The organism is Stenotrophomonas rhizophila, assembly GCF_003651185.1.
GTDB lineage: Bacteria > Pseudomonadota > Gammaproteobacteria > Xanthomonadales > Xanthomonadaceae > Stenotrophomonas > Stenotrophomonas maltophilia_Z.
This window is the reverse complement of record NZ_RCDC01000005.1, coordinates 428997-444639: the sequence shown is the minus strand read 5'-3', so window position 1 is coordinate 444639 and position 15643 is coordinate 428997. Positions and strand designations below refer to the sequence as shown.

17 protein-coding genes and 1 other RNA gene are annotated in these 15643 nt (G+C 66.0%); 8 read left to right on the top strand and 10 right to left on the bottom strand.

What is annotated here, in order from left to right; all coding sequences use genetic code 11:
- The first annotated feature begins 56 nt into the window (after positions 1 to 56).
- Entirely contained in the window at positions 57 to 251 is a 195-nt protein-coding gene (locus BCL79_RS13860; RefSeq protein ID WP_121042071.1) for a hypothetical protein, read from the top strand.
- Between the two features lie 147 nt (positions 252 to 398).
- Here BCL79_RS13860 and BCL79_RS13855 read toward each other — a convergent pair whose 3' ends face one another.
- The 6 genes from BCL79_RS13855 to hrcA form a co-directional block, all read right to left on the bottom strand.
- Positions 399 to 1511 carry a prephenate dehydrogenase gene (locus BCL79_RS13855; protein ID WP_121042069.1) on the bottom strand — a complete coding sequence of 371 codons (1113 nt, stop codon included), beginning with the start codon at positions 1509 to 1511 and terminating at the stop codon, positions 399 to 401.
- The gene (pdxY, locus tag BCL79_RS13850) at positions 1508 to 2416 is read right to left on the bottom strand and encodes a pyridoxal kinase (protein ID WP_121042067.1); all 909 of its coding nucleotides are present in this window, start codon (positions 2414 to 2416) and stop codon (positions 1508 to 1510) included. The genes BCL79_RS13855 and pdxY overlap by 4 nt, the downstream gene beginning before the upstream one ends.
- Positions 2417 to 2604: 188 nt before the next feature.
- Positions 2605 to 3741: a molecular chaperone DnaJ gene (gene dnaJ, locus BCL79_RS13845; RefSeq protein WP_121042065.1), complete on the bottom strand. Its 1137-nt coding sequence runs from the start codon at positions 3739 to 3741 to the stop codon at positions 2605 to 2607.
- 164 nt (positions 3742 to 3905) lie between these two features.
- Positions 3906 to 5834, bottom strand: a complete 1929-nt coding sequence (gene dnaK / locus BCL79_RS13840; protein ID WP_121042063.1) for a molecular chaperone DnaK — start codon at positions 5832 to 5834, stop codon at positions 3906 to 3908.
- Between the two features lie 175 nt (positions 5835 to 6009).
- Entirely contained in the window at positions 6010 to 6525 is a 516-nt protein-coding gene (grpE, locus tag BCL79_RS13835; protein WP_121042061.1) for a nucleotide exchange factor GrpE, read from the bottom strand.
- Positions 6526 to 6607: 82 nt separating this feature from the next.
- Positions 6608 to 7675 carry a heat-inducible transcriptional repressor HrcA gene (gene hrcA, locus BCL79_RS13830; RefSeq protein WP_121042060.1) on the bottom strand — a complete coding sequence of 356 codons (1068 nt, stop codon included), beginning with the start codon at positions 7673 to 7675 and terminating at the stop codon, positions 6608 to 6610.
- A gap of 125 nt (positions 7676 to 7800) precedes the next feature.
- Here hrcA and recN point away from each other — a divergent pair, with 125 nt between their 5' ends.
- Positions 7801 to 9462, top strand: a complete 1662-nt coding sequence (gene recN / locus BCL79_RS13825) for a DNA repair protein RecN (RefSeq protein WP_121042058.1) — start codon at positions 7801 to 7803, stop codon at positions 9460 to 9462.
- A gap of 126 nt (positions 9463 to 9588) precedes the next feature.
- Here recN and fur read toward each other — a convergent pair whose 3' ends face one another.
- Positions 9589 to 9996 (bottom strand): ferric iron uptake transcriptional regulator, encoded by a 408-nt coding sequence (gene fur, locus BCL79_RS13820; RefSeq protein ID WP_070470227.1) that lies wholly within the window; start codon positions 9994 to 9996, stop codon positions 9589 to 9591.
- Positions 9997 to 10100: 104 nt separating this feature from the next.
- Between fur and BCL79_RS13815 the strand changes: the two genes are divergently transcribed.
- Positions 10101 to 10493: an outer membrane protein assembly factor BamE gene (locus tag BCL79_RS13815; protein ID WP_121042056.1), complete on the top strand. Its 393-nt coding sequence runs from the start codon at positions 10101 to 10103 to the stop codon at positions 10491 to 10493.
- A gap of 16 nt (positions 10494 to 10509) precedes the next feature.
- On the opposite strand, the gene BCL79_RS13810 is transcribed toward BCL79_RS13815, so the two are convergent.
- Positions 10510 to 10770 carry an RnfH family protein gene (locus BCL79_RS13810; protein ID WP_121042054.1) on the bottom strand — a complete coding sequence of 87 codons (261 nt, stop codon included), beginning with the start codon at positions 10768 to 10770 and terminating at the stop codon, positions 10510 to 10512.
- A gap of 3 nt (positions 10771 to 10773) precedes the next feature.
- Positions 10774 to 11202, bottom strand: a complete 429-nt coding sequence (locus BCL79_RS13805; RefSeq protein WP_026069778.1) for a type II toxin-antitoxin system RatA family toxin — start codon at positions 11200 to 11202, stop codon at positions 10774 to 10776.
- Positions 11203 to 11259: 57 nt separating this feature from the next.
- On the opposite strand from BCL79_RS13805, the gene smpB reads away from it, so the two are divergent.
- Positions 11260 to 11763: an SsrA-binding protein SmpB gene (gene smpB, locus BCL79_RS13800; RefSeq protein WP_088433158.1), complete on the top strand. Its 504-nt coding sequence runs from the start codon at positions 11260 to 11262 to the stop codon at positions 11761 to 11763.
- A gap of 57 nt (positions 11764 to 11820) precedes the next feature.
- Here smpB and BCL79_RS13795 read toward each other — a convergent pair whose 3' ends face one another.
- Positions 11821 to 12534: a hypothetical protein gene (locus tag BCL79_RS13795; RefSeq protein ID WP_259462179.1), complete on the bottom strand. Its 714-nt coding sequence runs from the start codon at positions 12532 to 12534 to the stop codon at positions 11821 to 11823.
- A gap of 203 nt (positions 12535 to 12737) precedes the next feature.
- Here BCL79_RS13795 and BCL79_RS13790 point away from each other — a divergent pair, with 203 nt between their 5' ends.
- The 4 genes from BCL79_RS13790 to BCL79_RS13775 all read left to right on the top strand — a co-directional run bounded on the left by BCL79_RS13790 (position 12738) and on the right by BCL79_RS13775 (position 15563).
- Entirely contained in the window at positions 12738 to 13091 is a 354-nt protein-coding gene (locus BCL79_RS13790; RefSeq protein WP_121042052.1) for a hypothetical protein, read from the top strand.
- A 107-nt stretch (positions 13092 to 13198) separates the two neighbouring features.
- Positions 13199 to 13601: a transfer-messenger RNA gene (ssrA, locus tag BCL79_RS13785) on the top strand.
- 162 nt (positions 13602 to 13763) lie between these two features.
- Positions 13764 to 15011, top strand: a complete 1248-nt coding sequence (locus BCL79_RS13780; RefSeq protein WP_121042050.1) for a tyrosine-type recombinase/integrase — start codon at positions 13764 to 13766, stop codon at positions 15009 to 15011.
- 183 nt (positions 15012 to 15194) lie between these two features.
- The gene (locus BCL79_RS13775; RefSeq protein WP_121042048.1) at positions 15195 to 15563 is read left to right on the top strand and encodes a hypothetical protein; all 369 of its coding nucleotides are present in this window, start codon (positions 15195 to 15197) and stop codon (positions 15561 to 15563) included.
- The last annotated feature ends 80 nt before the right edge of the window (positions 15564 to 15643 follow it).

Sequence of the window (15643 nt, the reverse complement as noted above, 5' to 3'; positions counted from 1 at the left end):
TAACACCGGCCATCGCATCCTGCAGCCCTCACTGGATGCGCTGCAGGAGGTGTTTCATGTCGTTCCGACAGTTCCCCGCCACGGATGCCAACGGCGACGATTACGTCATCATCGAGTTCAAGGATGAGCAGGCCGATGCCGCTGCAGGCAGCGGCCAGAGTGCGCGTTACGAGCTGGCCGATGGCCGCCATCTGATCCGCGACGGCCGCGAGTTCCGCACGGCCGGCGGCGAGCTCACGCTCGTCACCTGAGGCGTTGAAAAAAAGTTACGCGGATGTTGGTCAATTTTTGACCAAGTATCTTGACAGCCTTTTGTCGCAAGGCGCGCCCACACTTATCCACACGTTTGTGCGCAGATCATCCACACCCCCTGTGGATGAATGCTGCAGCGCACCGTGTCAACGCACCAGCACGCGGCCGATACCGGAGGCATCGATCTCGATGGCCGCCGCCTGCAGTGCGAGGGCATCGCTGCCTGCCACGAAGCCCACCCGGAAGTGCACCTCACCGGCCGGCGTACGCGATGAATGGATCGAAGCCAGGCTGACCCGGTGCCGCTCGAACACGTGCAGCAACTCGCGCAACGAGCCGGGCCGGTCTTCGGGCAGGTGCACACTGATCGCGTTGCGTTCGGTGAGATCGGCCAGCAGGTAGCCGACCCGCTCAAAGGTGTAATTGCCATCGGCCAGCACCTCCGCGCCCAGGCTGTCGCGGTTGTCCAGCAGCAACTGCTGGCGGAACGCCGCGCGTGCCGCGTCATCGCCCTTCTCCAGCTGCGATCGCAGCTGCTGCAACTGGGCCAGCAACCGGTCCAGCATCGGCGCCACATGCGGGTTGCCGAACTGGATGTCTTCGTAGATCGCCGGATTGAGCGAAAGGATGCGCGCGATGATCGCGGTATCCAGCTCGAACGAGGCCGAGCGATACGGCATCAACGCCGGCAAGGCACCCAGGAGCGGCGCGTACTCACGCAGCACACCGGCCTGGGCCAGATGCGTGGCATGCACCATCGCCTGCACCAGCGCCATGACCTGGTCGTGGTGCTCGGGCGTGGCACGCACGCACTCCGCTTCCAGTGCCTCGCACAGCTGCTGCACGAACGGCTGCCACCGCGACAGGCGCGCCTCGCAGACCACCATCACCCTGCCCTTCAGCGTCGGCGCCTTGGGCGGGGCCGTCATCGGATGCAGGCCCACCACCTCGGCCTGCGAGGCGAGCATCGCCTCCACCGGGGCCGATTTCACCGAGGTGACATCCAGCCACAGGCGACCGGCTTCACGACCGGCCGAGCGGGCCACGTAGTCGGCGATCAGCGCGGGCGTGTGCCGGATCGGTGCCGAGAAGATCAATACCTCGGCGCGATCAAGCAGCGTTTCCGGATTGTCCGACGATGCGTCGGCCGGGTCATGGCCGATCACGTCCAGCCCGAGGCGCTGCTCCAGGAACCGGCGCAGCCAGCGCCCGTAGGCACCGTCGCTGCCGACGATGCCCACCACCGGCGTCAGACTCACGCCAGGCGCTCGGGAACGAAGCGATCCGGCAGTGCCAGCGCCGCCGGCGCCGCGGCCAGAACATCGAACTCTTCGTGGCCGTTGGCCAGCGTGGTCTCCAGCGCGACATGCACGCCGGCGATGGCGCGCGAGATCGCCTGTTCGAAGGTTTCTCCCCGCAGCAGGAACGCCACCAACAGCGACATCAGCACGTCGCCGGTACCCGCCACGTCCACCGGTAGATGCGGGGAGGACCAGCGCCAGATCGCGTCGCGGCTCACCGCGAGCGTGACCAGCTGGCCCGGATCGCCGCCGACGCTGTGCGCCAGCACCCACTCCGGGCCACGCGCCAGCAGCGCCTGCGAGGCGGCGATCGCATCGTCCTGGGCCAGGCTCGGCATGCCGGTCAGGCGGCCCAGTTCAAAGGCATTGGGCGTCACCAGCCAGGCATGCGGCAGCAGACGCTCGGCGAAGACGTTTTCCAGGCCCGGCTCGACGTAGGGGCCGGTGTGGGTGTCGCCAATGACCGGGTCCAGGCAGTAGCGCAGCTGCGGCGAGGACGGCAGCACTGCATCGAGCCAGTCGGCGAAGGCCGCACCATTGCCGACGCTGCCGAAGTAGCCGGAGACCAGCATCTTCGCCCGCTGCGGCAGGCCGCGCTCACCGGCGCCGAGCAGCAGGTCGGCGAACCAGTCCGAGGGCAGCACGCGGCCGCGCGTGGTTTCATAGAACGGCGCGTTGCTGAGCAGCGTGGTCGGGATTTCGGCCACGCGCACGCCCAGCGCGCGCAGCGGTGGCACAGCCGCGCTGTTGCCGGCATAGCCGTACACCAGCTGGGACTGGACCGAGATGACGTCGACCGGCGACGGACCGTCCGGGCGCTGGCGGCGGCCGTGGACCAGGTGGCTTTCGAGGGATTCGTTCATGCCGACATTTTACGCCTGCGAGTCTCTCCAGGCGCGGCGGAAGGTGGGTCGAGCGGGGGACCGTGTCGAGAGCACCGGCGGACCGGAGAGGCCCGCTTTTCCGCGCGCGGACCACACACCGCCGTCCGCGCACAAAAAAGCCCCCTGTGTCCAGGGGGCCTTCGGTAGTTCACAGGAACCCGTGACGCTTACGACGTCATCCGGTCCCAGAAGCCCTTCACGCCATCGATGAAGGTCGCCGACTTCGGCGAATGCTTGCGCGCTTCCTCACCGGTGAAGGTGGTTTCGAACTGTTCCAGCAGCTTGCGCTGCTCCGGGGTGAGGTTGACCGGGGTCTCCACCACCACGCGGCAGTACAGGTCGCCTTCGCTGCGGCTGCGCACCGAACGCACGCCCTTGCCACGCATGCGGAACAGTTTGCCAGTCTGGGTCTCGGCCGGGATGCGGATCTCGGCATAACCCCCCAGCGTGGCCACACGGACGGTATCGCCCAATGCCGCCTGCGAGATGCGGATCGGCACTTCGCAGTGCAGGTCGTCGCCGTCGCGCTGGAAGATGGCGTGCTCGCGCACCCGCACTTCCACGTACAGATCGCCTGCCGGGGTGCCGGCCGGACCGGCCTCGCCTTCACCGGACAGGCGGATGCGGTCGCCGGTGTCGACGCCCGCGGGCACCTTGACCGACAACACCTTGTCTTCCTCGACACGGCCATTGCCGTGACAGGTCTTGCAGGGGTTCTGGATGATCTGGCCACGGCCGTTGCAGTGGTGGCAGGCCTGCTGCATCGCGAAGATGCCGCGCTGGATGCGCACCTGGCCCTGGCCACGGCAGACCGAGCAGGTCTCGACCTTGCCATCTTCCGAGCCGCTGGCGTTGCAGTCATCACACTCGACCAGACTCGGAATCTCGATGCGGCGCTCCACGCCCATCACCGCTTCTTCCAGGTCCAGCTCCATCACGTAGCCGATATCGGCGCCACGACGGGCCTGGCGCGGACCACCACCACCGGCGCCACCGCCGAAGATGTTGCCGAAGATGTCACCGAAAATATCGCCCATGTCCGGGCCACCCGGACCACCGCCACCGCCGCCCATGCCGTGCTCGAACGCCGCGTGGCCGTGGGCATCGTACATCCGGCGCTTGTTGCCATCGGACAGGGTTTCGTAGGCTTCCTTGCACTCCTTGAAGGCGGCCTCGGCCTCGTTGTCCCCCGGATTGCGGTCCGGATGGAACTTCATCGCGCAACGGCGATAGGCCTTCTTCAGTTCTTCATCGCTGGCGGTGCGGGACACGCTCAGCACTTCGTAGTAATCGCGCTTGCTCATAACTTGAATCGGGTTCCGGAAGTCGGGATTCGTCAAAACGGAAGAGCGGCACCAGGTCCGCTCTTTCGCCGGGCGCCCCGACAGGCCGGGATACGGCTGTCAGGACCAGAAGGGGGATACGACAACGGGACGTTGCCTGCGCAACGTCCCGTGTCATGGCCGGATCAGGACTTCTTGTCGTCCTTGACTTCGGTGAACTCGGCGTCGACCACATCGTCGTGCGCGCCGCTGTTGCCACCGGCATCCGGGCCCGGTGCCGCGCCACCCTGCTCGGCTGCCGCGGAGGCCGCGAACAGGGCCTGGCCGGCTTCTTCCAGCACCTTCGACTTGGCTTCGATCTGTGCCTTGTCATCGCTCTTCATCGCGATTTCCAGATCGGCCAGGGCCGACTCCACCTTGCCGATCACATCGCCACCGACCTTGCTGCCGTGTTCGGTGATCGCGGTACGGGTACCGTGGATCAGCGCGTCAGCCTGGTTGCGGGCCTGGACCAGCTCATGGAACTTCTTGTCTTCTTCGCGGTTGGCTTCCGCGTCGGCGACCATGCGTGCGATCTCGTCCTCGGACAGACCCGAACCGGCCTTGATCTCGACCTTCTGTTCCTTGTTGGTCTTCTTGTCCTTGGCCGACACGTGCAGGATGCCGTTGGCGTCGATGTCGAAGGACACTTCCACCTGCGGCAGGCCGCGCGGCGACGGCTCGATGCCGGAGAGGTCGAACTTGGCCAGCGACTTGTTGAAGCGGGCCTGCTCACGCTCACCCTGCAGCACGTGCACGGTCACGGCCGACTGGTTGTCCTCGGCGGTGGAGAACACCTGCGAGGCCTTGGTCGGGATGGTGGTGTTCTTCTCGATGATCTTGGTGAACACGCCACCCAGGGTCTCGATGCCCAGCGACAGCGGGGTCACGTCCAGCAGCAGCACGTCCTTGACGTCGCCGCCCAGCACGCCGCCCTGGATCGCAGCACCCAGTGCCACGGCTTCGTCCGGGTTGACGTCCTTGCGCGGTTCCTTGCCGAAGAACTCGGTCACGGCCTGCTGCACCTTCGGCATGCGGGTCTGACCGCCGACCAGGATCACTTCACCGATGTCGCTCGAACGCAGGCCGGCATCGTTCAGCGCGATGCGGCACGGCTCGATCGACTTCTTGATCAGGTCTTCCACCAGCGCTTCCAGCTTGGCGCGGGTCAGCTTGATGTTCAGGTGCTTCGGACCCGACGCGTCAGCGGTGACGTACGGCAGGTTCACTTCGGTCTGCTGGCTGGTGGACAGCTCGATCTTGGCGCGCTCGGCGGCGTCCTTCAGGCGCTGCAGGGCAAGCGGATCCTTGCGCAGGTCGATGCCCTGGTCCTTGTTGAACTCGTCGACGAGGTATTCGATGACGCGGTTGTCGAAGTCTTCGCCGCCCAGGAAGGTGTCACCGTTGGTGGCCAGCACTTCGAACTGCTTCTCACCGTCGACGTTGGCGATCTCGATGATCGAGACGTCGAAGGTGCCGCCGCCCAGATCGTACACAACGATCTTGCGGTCACGGCCGTCACCCTTGTCCAGGCCATAGGCCAGGGCAGCAGCGGTCGGCTCGTTGATGATGCGCTTGACTTCCAGACCGGCGATGCGGCCTGCGTCCTTGGTGGCCTGGCGCTGGCTGTCATTGAAGTAAGCCGGCACGGTGATCACGGCCTCGGTGACGGTCTCACCCAGGAACGCTTCGGCGGTCTTCTTCATCTTCTCCAGCACGCGGGCGGAGATTTCCTGCGGGGCCATCTTCTTGCCGTCGCTGGTCTGGACCCAGGCGTCGCCGTTGTCATGGGCCAGGATGCCGTAGGGCACGTGCGCGATGTCCTTCTGGACTTCAGCGTCGGTGAACTTGCGGCCGATCAGGCGCTTGACAGCGTAGAAGGTGTTCTTCGGGTTGGTCACCGCCTGGCGCTTGGCCGAGGCGCCGACCAGGACTTCGCCGTCCTTGGTGTAGGCAACGATGGAGGGCGTGGTGCGATCGCCTTCCGAATTTTCGATGACGCGGGCCTTGCCGCCGTCCATGATCGCCACACACGAGTTGGTGGTGCCGAGGTCGATACCAATGATCTTGCCCATGAGGGAGACTCCTGAAAGTTCTGGGTACATCCGGCAGCTGCCGGGTTATGAATGGGATGTGTGGGACGCTGCGGACACTTTCAAGCCGTCCATCAAACACAGTGTCCGATGGCGACCCAACGCGTTCAGCGTCCGGTCGAACCGCCGGGCCTGGCCCGGCGGACCGACCCGTGGGTCAGTCGCGGGCCACCACGACCAGCGCCGGCCGCAGCAGGCGGTCGTTGAGCAGGTAGCCCTTCTGGAACACCTGCACCACGCTGCCCGGCGCCGCGCCGGGCGCGTCGACCTGGCTGATGGCCTGGTGGTGGTCCGGGTTGAAGGTCTGGCCGGTCGGGTCGAGCAGGGTCAGGCCATTGTCGGCGGCGACCTTGAGCAGCTGCTTGTAGGTCAGTTCGAGACCTTCGCGCAGCGGGCTCGGCTCGCTGCCGGCGGCATTGAGGCCGGCATCGAGGCTGTCGAACACCGGCAGCAGCTCGCCAAGCAGCTTTTCGTTGGCGAAGCGGCGCGCCTGTTCCACGTCGCGGGCAACGCGCTTGCGCTGGTTGTCCAGGTCGGCGCGTTCGCGCAGCGACTCCGAACGCAGCAGGGCCAGCTCGTTGTGCAGGCTGTCCAGCTGCTGCTGCAGGGACGGCTCAGCGCCCGGCTCGCCGGCGGGATTCTGGGATGCGATATCTGACTGATCTTGGTTCATTTCCGGATCCTTGGCGGTGACTCTCCGCCTCCACCCACCCCTATGTGGGCGCGGCTACGGGATTCAAGAGTCCAGGGCCGCTTTATGCGCGATCGCGGGACAATCCGCCGCCCGCGGGCGAGCCCAGCGCGGCCCCCAGCACCTGGGCGGTGGCTTCCACCAGCGGGATCATGCGGTCGTAGGCCATCCGCTTCGGGCCGATCACCCCCAGCACGCCCAGCACTTGGCCGTCGGCCGAGTATGGGGCGGTGACCAGCGAGACGCTTTCCAGCGGCATCACCCCGGTCTCCTCGCCGATGAAGATGCGCACCCCCGGGGCCTCGATGGTGCGCTCGAGCAGCTGCAGGATCTCGCGCTTGCTGGCGAACACATCGAACAGCTCGCGCAGGCGCTCCAGATCGGACAGGTCCTGCACGCCCATCAGCCGGGTCTGCCCGGCCAGCACCATGTCATCGGCCGGCGGCACCATCGCCTGCTCGGCCAGTTCGATGCTGTGCGCCAGCAACTGCTCCATTTCCGACTGCGCATCGCGCAGCTCCAGCAGCAGGCGGGCCCGGATCTCGGCCAGCGGCCGACCGGCGCAGTTGGCATTGAGGTAGTTGGCGACCTGCTCCAGCTCCCCGGGATTGAAGCCGCGGCGCGGTTCGATCACCCGGTTCTGCACCTCGTTGTCGGCGAACACCAGGATCGCCAGCACCCGGCGCGCGTCCAGCGCCACGAAATCGATATGCCGGAACGCGAACTGCTCCCGGCGCGGGGCGCTGACCACCCCGACGAAATGGCTCATCGCCGAGAGCAGCTCCGAGGCACTGCCGAGCAGGGCCTGGGTGCCGGTGCCGGTGGCCAGCTCGGTGCGCAGGCGGCTGAGCTCGCCCTCGCCCGGCGGCTGCATCTTGACCAGGCTGTCCACGAACACCCGGTAGCCGTGCGCGGTCGGCACCCGGCCGGCCGAGGTATGCGGCGAACTGAGCAGGCCGAGGTCTTCCAGGTCGCCCAGGATGTTGCGGATCGTGGCCGGGCTGACATCCAGGCCGGCATGCCGGGCAAGGGTCTGCGAGCCGACCGGCTCCCCATCCTGGATGTGGCGCGCGATCAGCGTCCGCAGCAGATGGCGGGCGCGCGGGGCGAGATGGGACGCGGAAGGATGCATGGAATCAGCCTGTGAGACGCCCACTTAGATAATGGCTGCACGGGGCGTTGGCAAGTCATTGGAGACGCCCCCGGCCCATGCTAGCGTGCGCGGCTTGGAGACACCCCTCGTGTACAACGTAGACCATGCTTAGACATCTATCGATCAAGGATTTCGCGGTCGTCCGCGCCACCGAGCTGGAATTCGGCGCCGGCATGACCGTGGTCTCAGGTGAAACCGGCGCGGGCAAGTCGCTGATGGTGGACGCGCTGGGCTTTTTGTCCGGGCTGCGCGCCGACAGCGGCGTGGTCCGCCACGGTGCCGCGCGCGCCGAGCTCTCGGCCGAATTCGCGCCGCTGGCCGACGCGCCGGCCCGCCAGTGGCTGCGCGACAACGAGCTGGACGACGAAGAACAGTGCCAGTTGCGACGGGTGATCCGCGCCGACGGTGGCTCGCGCGCCTTCATCAACGGCCGCCCGGTGACGCTGACCCAGCTCACCGAGCTGGCCGGCATGCTGGTGGAGATCCACGGCCAGCACGAACAGCAGGCGCTGCTCTCGCGCCCCTCGCAGCTCTCGCTGCTGGATGCCTTCGCCCGCAACGACGCCGAGCGCGCCCAGGTCCGCCAGACCGCGGCACGCTGGCAGACGCTGGTCGATGAAGCCGAGGCGCTCTCGCGCCAGGGCGACGTGAGCGACCGGATCGGCTACCTGGAGCACCAGCTCAGCGAGCTCAAGCGTGAGGATCTGGACCCGGCCTCGATCGCCACCCTGGGCAGCAGCCACCGCCGCCAGGCCCATGCCAGCGCGCTGATCGGCGCCTGCGACGTGGCCGTCAGCCGCCTCAATGGGGATGACGAGGTCTCGGTCCTGCAGCTGCTGCAGCAGACCCGCCATGACCTGGCCCGCGTGGCCGAACACGACAGCCGACTCGGCGAGGTGGATGCCCTGCTCGACAGCGCCGCCATCCAGCTGGACGAAGCGCTGTCCCTGCTCGATCGCGTGCATGACGACCTGGATGCCGACCCGGAGCAGTTCGAGGATATCGAGCGCCGTCTCGGCCGCCTGCACGACCTCGCCCGCAAGCACCGCGTTCCGATGGAAGCGCTCGGCGAGCACCGCGACGCAATGGAGGCCGAAGTCGAGCAGCTGCGCGGTGCCGACGAGCGCCTGCAGGCCCTGGCCGGCGAGATCGACCGTGCCGCCGGCCAGTGGAAGACCGTGGCCGAGGTGCTCAGCGCCAGCCGCCGGAAAGCCGCCAAGGCCCTGTCGGACACCACCACCACCCTGATCGGCGAGCTGGGCATGGGCGGCGGTCAGTTCCTGATCGATATCGAGCCGCAGACCGTGGCCAAGCCGGACCCGAACGGCGCCGAGCGGGTCGAGTTCCTGGTCGCCGCCAACGCCGGCCAGCCACCGCGCGCCCTGCGCAAGGTCGCCTCGGGTGGTGAGCTGTCCCGTATCTCGCTGGCGATCGAAGTCGCCGCGCTGGGCCTGGATGCGGTGCCGACCATGGTCTTCGACGAGGTCGATTCGGGCATCGGCGGCGCCGTGGCCGACATCGTCGGGCAGAAGCTGCGCGCTTTGGGCGAGAAGCGTCAGGTGCTGTGCGTCACCCATCTGCCCCAGGTCGCCTCCAAGGGCCACGCCCACTACCGGGTCAGCAAGGCGCCGGTGGACGGCATGACCCAGAGCGCGGTCGAAAAGCTCGATACCAAGGCCCGCGAAGAAGAGCTGGCCCGGATGCTGGGCGGCGTGGAAGTCAGCAAGGAAGCCCGGGCGGCGGCGCGCAAGCTGCTGCAGGCCTGAGGCCCCCGTGATCGGCTAGTGCCGGCCGCTGGCCGGCGCCCCGCCGGAACCGGCGCCTCCCCCTGAAAACGAAAACCCCGGGCATGCCCGGGGTTTTTTGATCGCATCCGGGCGGCCTGCAGGCCGTTACCGACGCTTCTTGCGGACGTAGAGCACCAGCGAGTGCTCTTCCAGCTCGTAGCCATGGTCGGCCGCGATCTTGCGCTGCAGCTCCTCGATCTCATGGCTTTCGAACTCGATGATCTTGCCACTGTCGACATCGACCATGTGGTCGTGGTGGCCACCGCGGTCCAGCTCGTAGACGGCCTGGCCACCTTCGAAATTGTGCTTCAGCACCAGGCCGGCGGCCTCGAACTGGGTCAGCACCCGGTACACCGTGGCCAGGCCGATCTCATCCCCGTGCTCCAGGAGCTGGCGGTAGATGTCTTCGGCGGTCATGTGGTGACTGGCATTGCGCTGCTCGAGCAGCGCCAGGATCCGCATACGCGGATGGGTCACCTTCAGGCCGACTTTGCGCAGGTCGTGGGTTTCCATACTTCTCCGTTCATTGGCGATTTAGCGCCAGCTGCCTCGGATTGGGTCGCGGCGACACGTCAGGAGTGTATCATCGACTCGATTTCCCCAAACGCCATTCCCCGATGCGCAATCTCCTGCTGGTCGCCGCCGTTGCCCTGTCCACCACGGGCTGCGGCATCATTTACAAGCAACCCATCTATCAGGGCAACCTGATCCGGGAGCAGGCCGTCGGTCAGCTGCAGGTGGGCCAGAGCAAGCAGCAGGTCAGTGCCCTGCTCGGCACGCCCTCCGTCGCGGACCCGTTCCATGCCCAGCGCTGGGACTACACCGCCAGCCAGCGCGTGAACCGCGTGGGCAAGACGGACGTGAAGAACTTCACCGTCTACTTCGAGAACGACGCGGTCACCCGCTGGGACGGCGAGTACTTCGCCAGCGATGATGCCCAGCTGGCCCGCAGCACGGTGCGCCAGTTCGGCCGCAACCTGCCCAAGGACAAGAAGAAGCGCGGCCGCTGAGGCCTGACTTCTTCACTCAGCCGCCGGCGCGTGCGCGCCGGCGGCGGTTGTCTTTCGGGTCGGCCAGCAGCGGACGCAGCAGCTCGACCCGGTCGCCCTCGCGCAGCACCTGATCCGGCTTGGCCAGCAGGCCGTGCACGGCCACTGCCGGGCATTGCGCGCTGCCGTCAATGGCGGCCACGGCGATGGCCTGGGCGATCGTAGTGCCTTCGGGCAGCGACAGCACCCGCGACGCGGCCCGATCGGGCCAGGCCAGCACCACCTCGACGGTGATCACGGCTCAGTCCTGGGCGTCGGCGACGCGGACGAAATCATTCACCATGCGGTCGGCCAGGCCCTGGAAGCCCAGCGCCAGGGCCGGACCGAGCAGGCGTGAGGTCGGCTCGAACTCCAGCGTCAGCGTGACCTTGCAGGCGTCCTCGGCCAGCGCATGGAATTCCCAGCGCCCGTGCAGGCGCTTGAACGGCCCGTCCTTGAGCTGCATATCGATGCTGTGCGGGCGCTGCAGCGTGTTCTCGGTCATGAACCAGGTCGAGAACGACCCAAAGCCCAGATCCAGGCGCGCAACCAGGCGGTCCGGGCCGGACTCCAGGATCTGCGAGGCCGAACACCAGCGGAAGCGGCGCGGATAGGCGTCAATATCATTGACCAGGTCGAACATGCGGGCAGCCGAATGTTCGACCAGGGCACTACGTCGGATAGTTGGCATGCGATACAGATGTCTGATGAATCGACCGGGCGTGCCCGAATCGGAGACAATAGGGAAATGAGCAAGAACAGCGGCAAGGATAAAGCAAAGGACGCGACGGCCAACAAAACCATCGCGCTCAACAAGCGTGCCCGTCACGAGTACCACATCGAAGATCGCTTCGAAGCCGGCCTGGCCCTGCAGGGCTGGGAGGTGAAGTCGATCCGCGCCGGGCGCGGCAACATCATCGATGCCTACGCCTATGTGCGTGATGGCGAGATCTACCTGATCGGTGCGCAGATCACCCCGTTGATCCAGGCCTCTTCACACATGGTGGCCAACGACCGTCGCGAGCGGAAGCTGCTTCTGCATCGCAGCGAGATCGACAAGCTGATCGGCAAGGTGCAGCGCGATGGCTACACGATCGTGCCCACCGCGATGTACTGGAGCAAGAACAAGATCAAGCTCGAGATCGCGCTGGCCAAGGGCAAGCAGACCCACGACAAGCGCGATGCCGAGAAGGACCGCGACTGGGCGCGCGAGAAGTCGCGCACGATGCGCCGGCACAACCGCGACGCGTGATGGAACGCGTGGCGGGCCTGTATCTGCGCAAGCGGCGGTAATGCCCTGCCCGCGCGGTCAGCGCTGGGTATCGTCCGGATCCACCTGATACGGTCGCATCTCCACCGGCGGCGGGTCCACACCGTGCTTCTGGCGATACAGCGCATTGAGATGCAGATTCAGGTGCAGCGCCTCGGCCTCGGCCAACAGGCGCTGCTCGCTGGTCAGCCGCCCACCCAGCATCATTTCCCGGTGCAGCGCCGTGGTGAGGTCGCCGCGCATTTCGGCCACGCGGGATATCGCGTAGGCCTCGGGAATCCCGGCCGCATGGGCGCCCGCCTTCCAGGACGACAGCAGGCTCAGCGCGAACAGATCGCCTTCCGCGCCTGCGGCCAGCAGACGGCTTTCAGCCGTCGGATCGGCGCCCAGCCGCAGCGCATCGCGCATCGTGGCCGCCACCGTGTCGCCTGCCCGTGCCGCCTGGTCAAGCTCGGCATCGGACGCCCGTTGATAGCGGGTCCACTGCGCGCCATTGGGGAAACCGTGCTGGTCGAGCCAGCGCCGCTCCTCCGGGTGACCACTACTGAAGGGGTCTTGGGCGATTTCCAGGCCCTCCCGCGAGCGGCGGAGATCGGGGAAGGGATGCGGCGGCTTGGCCGACGGGGTCGCCGCCGCGTCAACTGAAGGGCTGGCCACCTGTCCTATCGGTTTTGACGCCTGCCCTGCCCCGCCTGGCGCCTGTGCCCCCGACATCGACAGCCACACGCTGGCTGCCCCGAGCATCGCCGCCACCAACACCGCCACTGCGATCCACACCTGCTTTTTCAACACGCCATCCCTGTCTGCAACCGCTCTTCCGGGGCCGGATTGTAGTCCGCACGTGCCCCAGGGCGCCTGCCCCACCTGACCCGCGGACGCCAGCGGGACAACGATCTTTCCCCGCCAACCCCGCACAACTGTCAGAATCCCCGCATTGATACGGAAAGGATCCGCGCGTGACTCTCGAAACTACCCCGGCACCCGCACTGGCGGCGGACGAACTGACCACCCTGCGCGCCGACGTGGCGGCGCTGGAGTTCATCTTTGACGAACTCGCCCGCGCCATGGACCCGGCCGCGCTGCTCAAGGTGCTGACCTACCTGATCCGCAACGCCAAGCGCGTTGCCTCGGAAACCCAGAGCTACGACAGCCTGGAGCACCGCCGCCTGGTGGCACAGGTGGAATCGCTGATGGCCCGGGTCGAACCGCAGGCCAAGAAGCAGGCGATGACCGTGCGTAACGAGCACAACCGCCTGAAGAAGGAAAAGGCCCGCCACAAGGCCGACAGCCGCCGCCAGCTGCAGAAGTAAGCCCTTGGCGGGCAAGGTGACTGTTCAGCTGGATTGGAGTAGCATCCAACCCGTCAAGTAGAGCTCCGGTGCTGTTTTCCGGATGAAGTACGGTTCTTGAAGAAACCGGGGGTGCATTGGTTTCGACGGGGGTTGTGAAGTTACTTGGTGCATGCCGAGGGGGCAGCTTTCCTCGTTAATCCAGCAGCAAACTTTTAGTTGCCAACGACGACAACTACGGTTCGAACGACTTCGCAATCGCTGCCTAAAAACAGCTTTAGCGTTTAGTTCTACAGCCGCCTTAGGCGAACCCCCGAACCTACTTGTGCCCGTGCTCGTAGATGTAGGGTCATTATCACGGAACCGGTTGTGATGGCTGCCTGTCAGTCACGACTTAACTAAAGCAGGCTGGTCCTGGGGTGCGCTTTGCACACCGTGCTGCCACAGGATGAGATTCAACGGTGAGCTAAGCATGTAGTACCGGGGATGGAGTGCCTTCGGACGGCGGTTCAATTCCGCCCACCTCCACCATTAGACGGTCCCACAAGGACCACAGAAAGCCGGAACCTCCCGTCAAACAAGGGGTTCCGGCTTTTTTGTTGTCCGGGGTTGTCCGGCCTGTTCCGTTGCAGCCTATGAGACGGTGGGGGTATATCTAGGGGTATCCGCCCTACCCCAAAACCCGATACCCCCATGCCTTTGACCGACGCTGCCATTCGTCGCGCCAAGCCTGCCGACAAGCCACAGAAGCTTGCTGACGGCGGCGGCCTGTTCCTTTTGATCACTGTTGCAGGCGCCAAGAGCTGGCGCTGGAAGTACCGCGTCGCCGGCAAGGAGAAGCTGCTGACGCTGGGCCTCTACCCCGACGTCAGCCTGGCCAAGGCGAGAGAGGCACGAGAGGACGCGCGGCGCCTGCTGGCCAGCGGCGTGGACCCGAGCGAGCACCGAAAGGCCGCGACCGCCTCCCGGGCCGTGGCGGACGGCGAGAGCTTCGAGGTCATCACCCGGGAGTGGCTGGCTGGCCGCCCCTGGGTGCCGGCCTATGGCAAGAAAGTCATCGCCTGGTTGGAGAACGACGTGTTCCCATACATCGGCGCCCGCCGCGCTCGGGACCTGAAGGCGTCGGACTTCCTGCAGGTGGCCCGACGGATGGAGGCCCGGGAAGCGTTCGAATCCGCCCACCGGGTGATGCAGAACTGCGGGCAGGTCATGCGGTACGCCGTGGCCACCGATCGCGCCGAACGCAACCCGGTCGCAGACCTGCGCGGAGCGCTGGTGCCCGCGCCGGAGAAGAACCATGCTGCCATCGTCGATCCTGTCCAGCTGGGAGGCCTGCTGCGCGCACTGCACGCCTATCACGGCACGCCGGTGGTCCAGGCCGCTCTGAAGCTGGCGCCGATGGTGTTCGTCCGGCCGGGAGAACTGCGGCAGGCGGAATGGACGGAGGTCGACCTCAACGCAGCCGTGTGGAGCATCCCGGCCGCACGCATGAAGATGCGCCAGGCGCACATCGTTCCCTTGGCCAGGCAGGCGGTAGAGGTGCTGAGGGAGCTGCAGCAGATCACTGGCCACGGCCAGTACGTATTCGCCGGCGGGCGCACGGATAAGCGGCCCATGTCGGAGGTGGCCGTGCTGGCGGCGCTGCGCGTGATGGGTTTCGACAAGGACACGGTCACTGGCCACGGCTTCCGGGCGACCGCGCGCACGCTGCTGGATGAGGTGTTGGGTTACCGCCCGGACATTATCGAGCACCAGCTGGCGCACGCGGTAAAGGATCCGAACGGCCGGGCCTACAACCGCACGACCCATATGGCCGAGCGCGTGCGCATGATGCAGGAGTGGGCGGACTATCTTGACCAACTCCAGATAAGCGCCAGCCCATCGACACCCCTGCCCGGACCAAGACGGGCCTACCCAGTTGATGTAAGCTCCGAGGCCTAAGGAGAGGTCATGAAAGACGGGGAACTAGTGCCACCTGTGGAAGATGGTGTACACGCTCTGCAGCAACGTCCGCCTAGGCCAACGCCCGAGCCTAGCCCTCCGTTTCATGACGCTATGGCGCCAACTCTTGCCGATCTCTCCAGACAAGGACGCGGATTGGGCGATGCTCGCCTGAATGCACTGGTGCCCGCACTGTTCCATCAACTAGAGACCCGAAACAGGGAGCTCAAGGATGTGGCGGAAAGACTTGGAAACGACAAAGACTCAGCCCGCGACAAGCTCAGCGAGGCTCGAGAAATGCTCGCACGTAGGGATGGCGAAATTCTCAATTTGGAGGCTGAAGTTCTTCGGCTTAATCAAGCACGAAAGAGCGAAAGCCAGCTCACCAAGCTGGCACTGAGCACCGCCGCATTCTTGATACCCATCGGATATCAGCTTCTTGGTGATCGGCCGCTCATTGGAGGCGGTCTCATCGCCTTTGGAGCACTTGCGGCGATCGCGGGGCTGTACCCAAAGACGCTTCGAATTTTTGGCTTAGGTGAACAGCAATGATTATCGGAATGGCCCCATTGGTCGACCTCTCAATTGACAGCGTACTGGCTCGCGGCCTACCCAACCAAGAGCGTGTCGTC

Bases quoted from the DNA above. Each gene is read 5' to 3' on its own strand.
- dnaJ (WP_121042065.1), bottom strand. From the start codon at position 3,741: ATGAGCAAGCGCGATTACTACGAAGTGCTGAGCGTGTCCCGCACCGCC.
- BCL79_RS13805 (WP_026069778.1), bottom strand. From the start codon at position 11,202: ATGCCAACTATCCGACGTAGTGCCCTGGTCGAACATTCGGCTGCCCGC.
- smpB (WP_088433158.1), top strand. From the start codon at position 11,260: ATGAGCAAGAACAGCGGCAAGGATAAAGCAAAGGACGCGACGGCCAAC.
- BCL79_RS13815 (WP_121042056.1), top strand. From the start codon at position 10,101: ATGCGCAATCTCCTGCTGGTCGCCGCCGTTGCCCTGTCCACCACGGGC.
- grpE (WP_121042061.1), bottom strand. From the start codon at position 6,525: ATGAACCAAGATCAGTCAGATATCGCATCCCAGAATCCCGCCGGCGAG.
- pdxY (WP_121042067.1), bottom strand. From the start codon at position 2,416: ATGAACGAATCCCTCGAAAGCCACCTGGTCCACGGCCGCCGCCAGCGC.
- recN (WP_121042058.1), top strand. From the start codon at position 7,801: ATGCTTAGACATCTATCGATCAAGGATTTCGCGGTCGTCCGCGCCACC.
- BCL79_RS13780 (WP_121042050.1), top strand. From the start codon at position 13,764: ATGCCTTTGACCGACGCTGCCATTCGTCGCGCCAAGCCTGCCGACAAG.
- BCL79_RS13860 (WP_121042071.1), top strand. From the start codon at position 57: ATGTCGTTCCGACAGTTCCCCGCCACGGATGCCAACGGCGACGATTAC.
- fur (WP_070470227.1), bottom strand. From the start codon at position 9,996: ATGGAAACCCACGACCTGCGCAAAGTCGGCCTGAAGGTGACCCATCCG.
- hrcA (WP_121042060.1), bottom strand. From the start codon at position 7,675: ATGCATCCTTCCGCGTCCCATCTCGCCCCGCGCGCCCGCCATCTGCTG.
- dnaK (WP_121042063.1), bottom strand. From the start codon at position 5,834: ATGGGCAAGATCATTGGTATCGACCTCGGCACCACCAACTCGTGTGTG.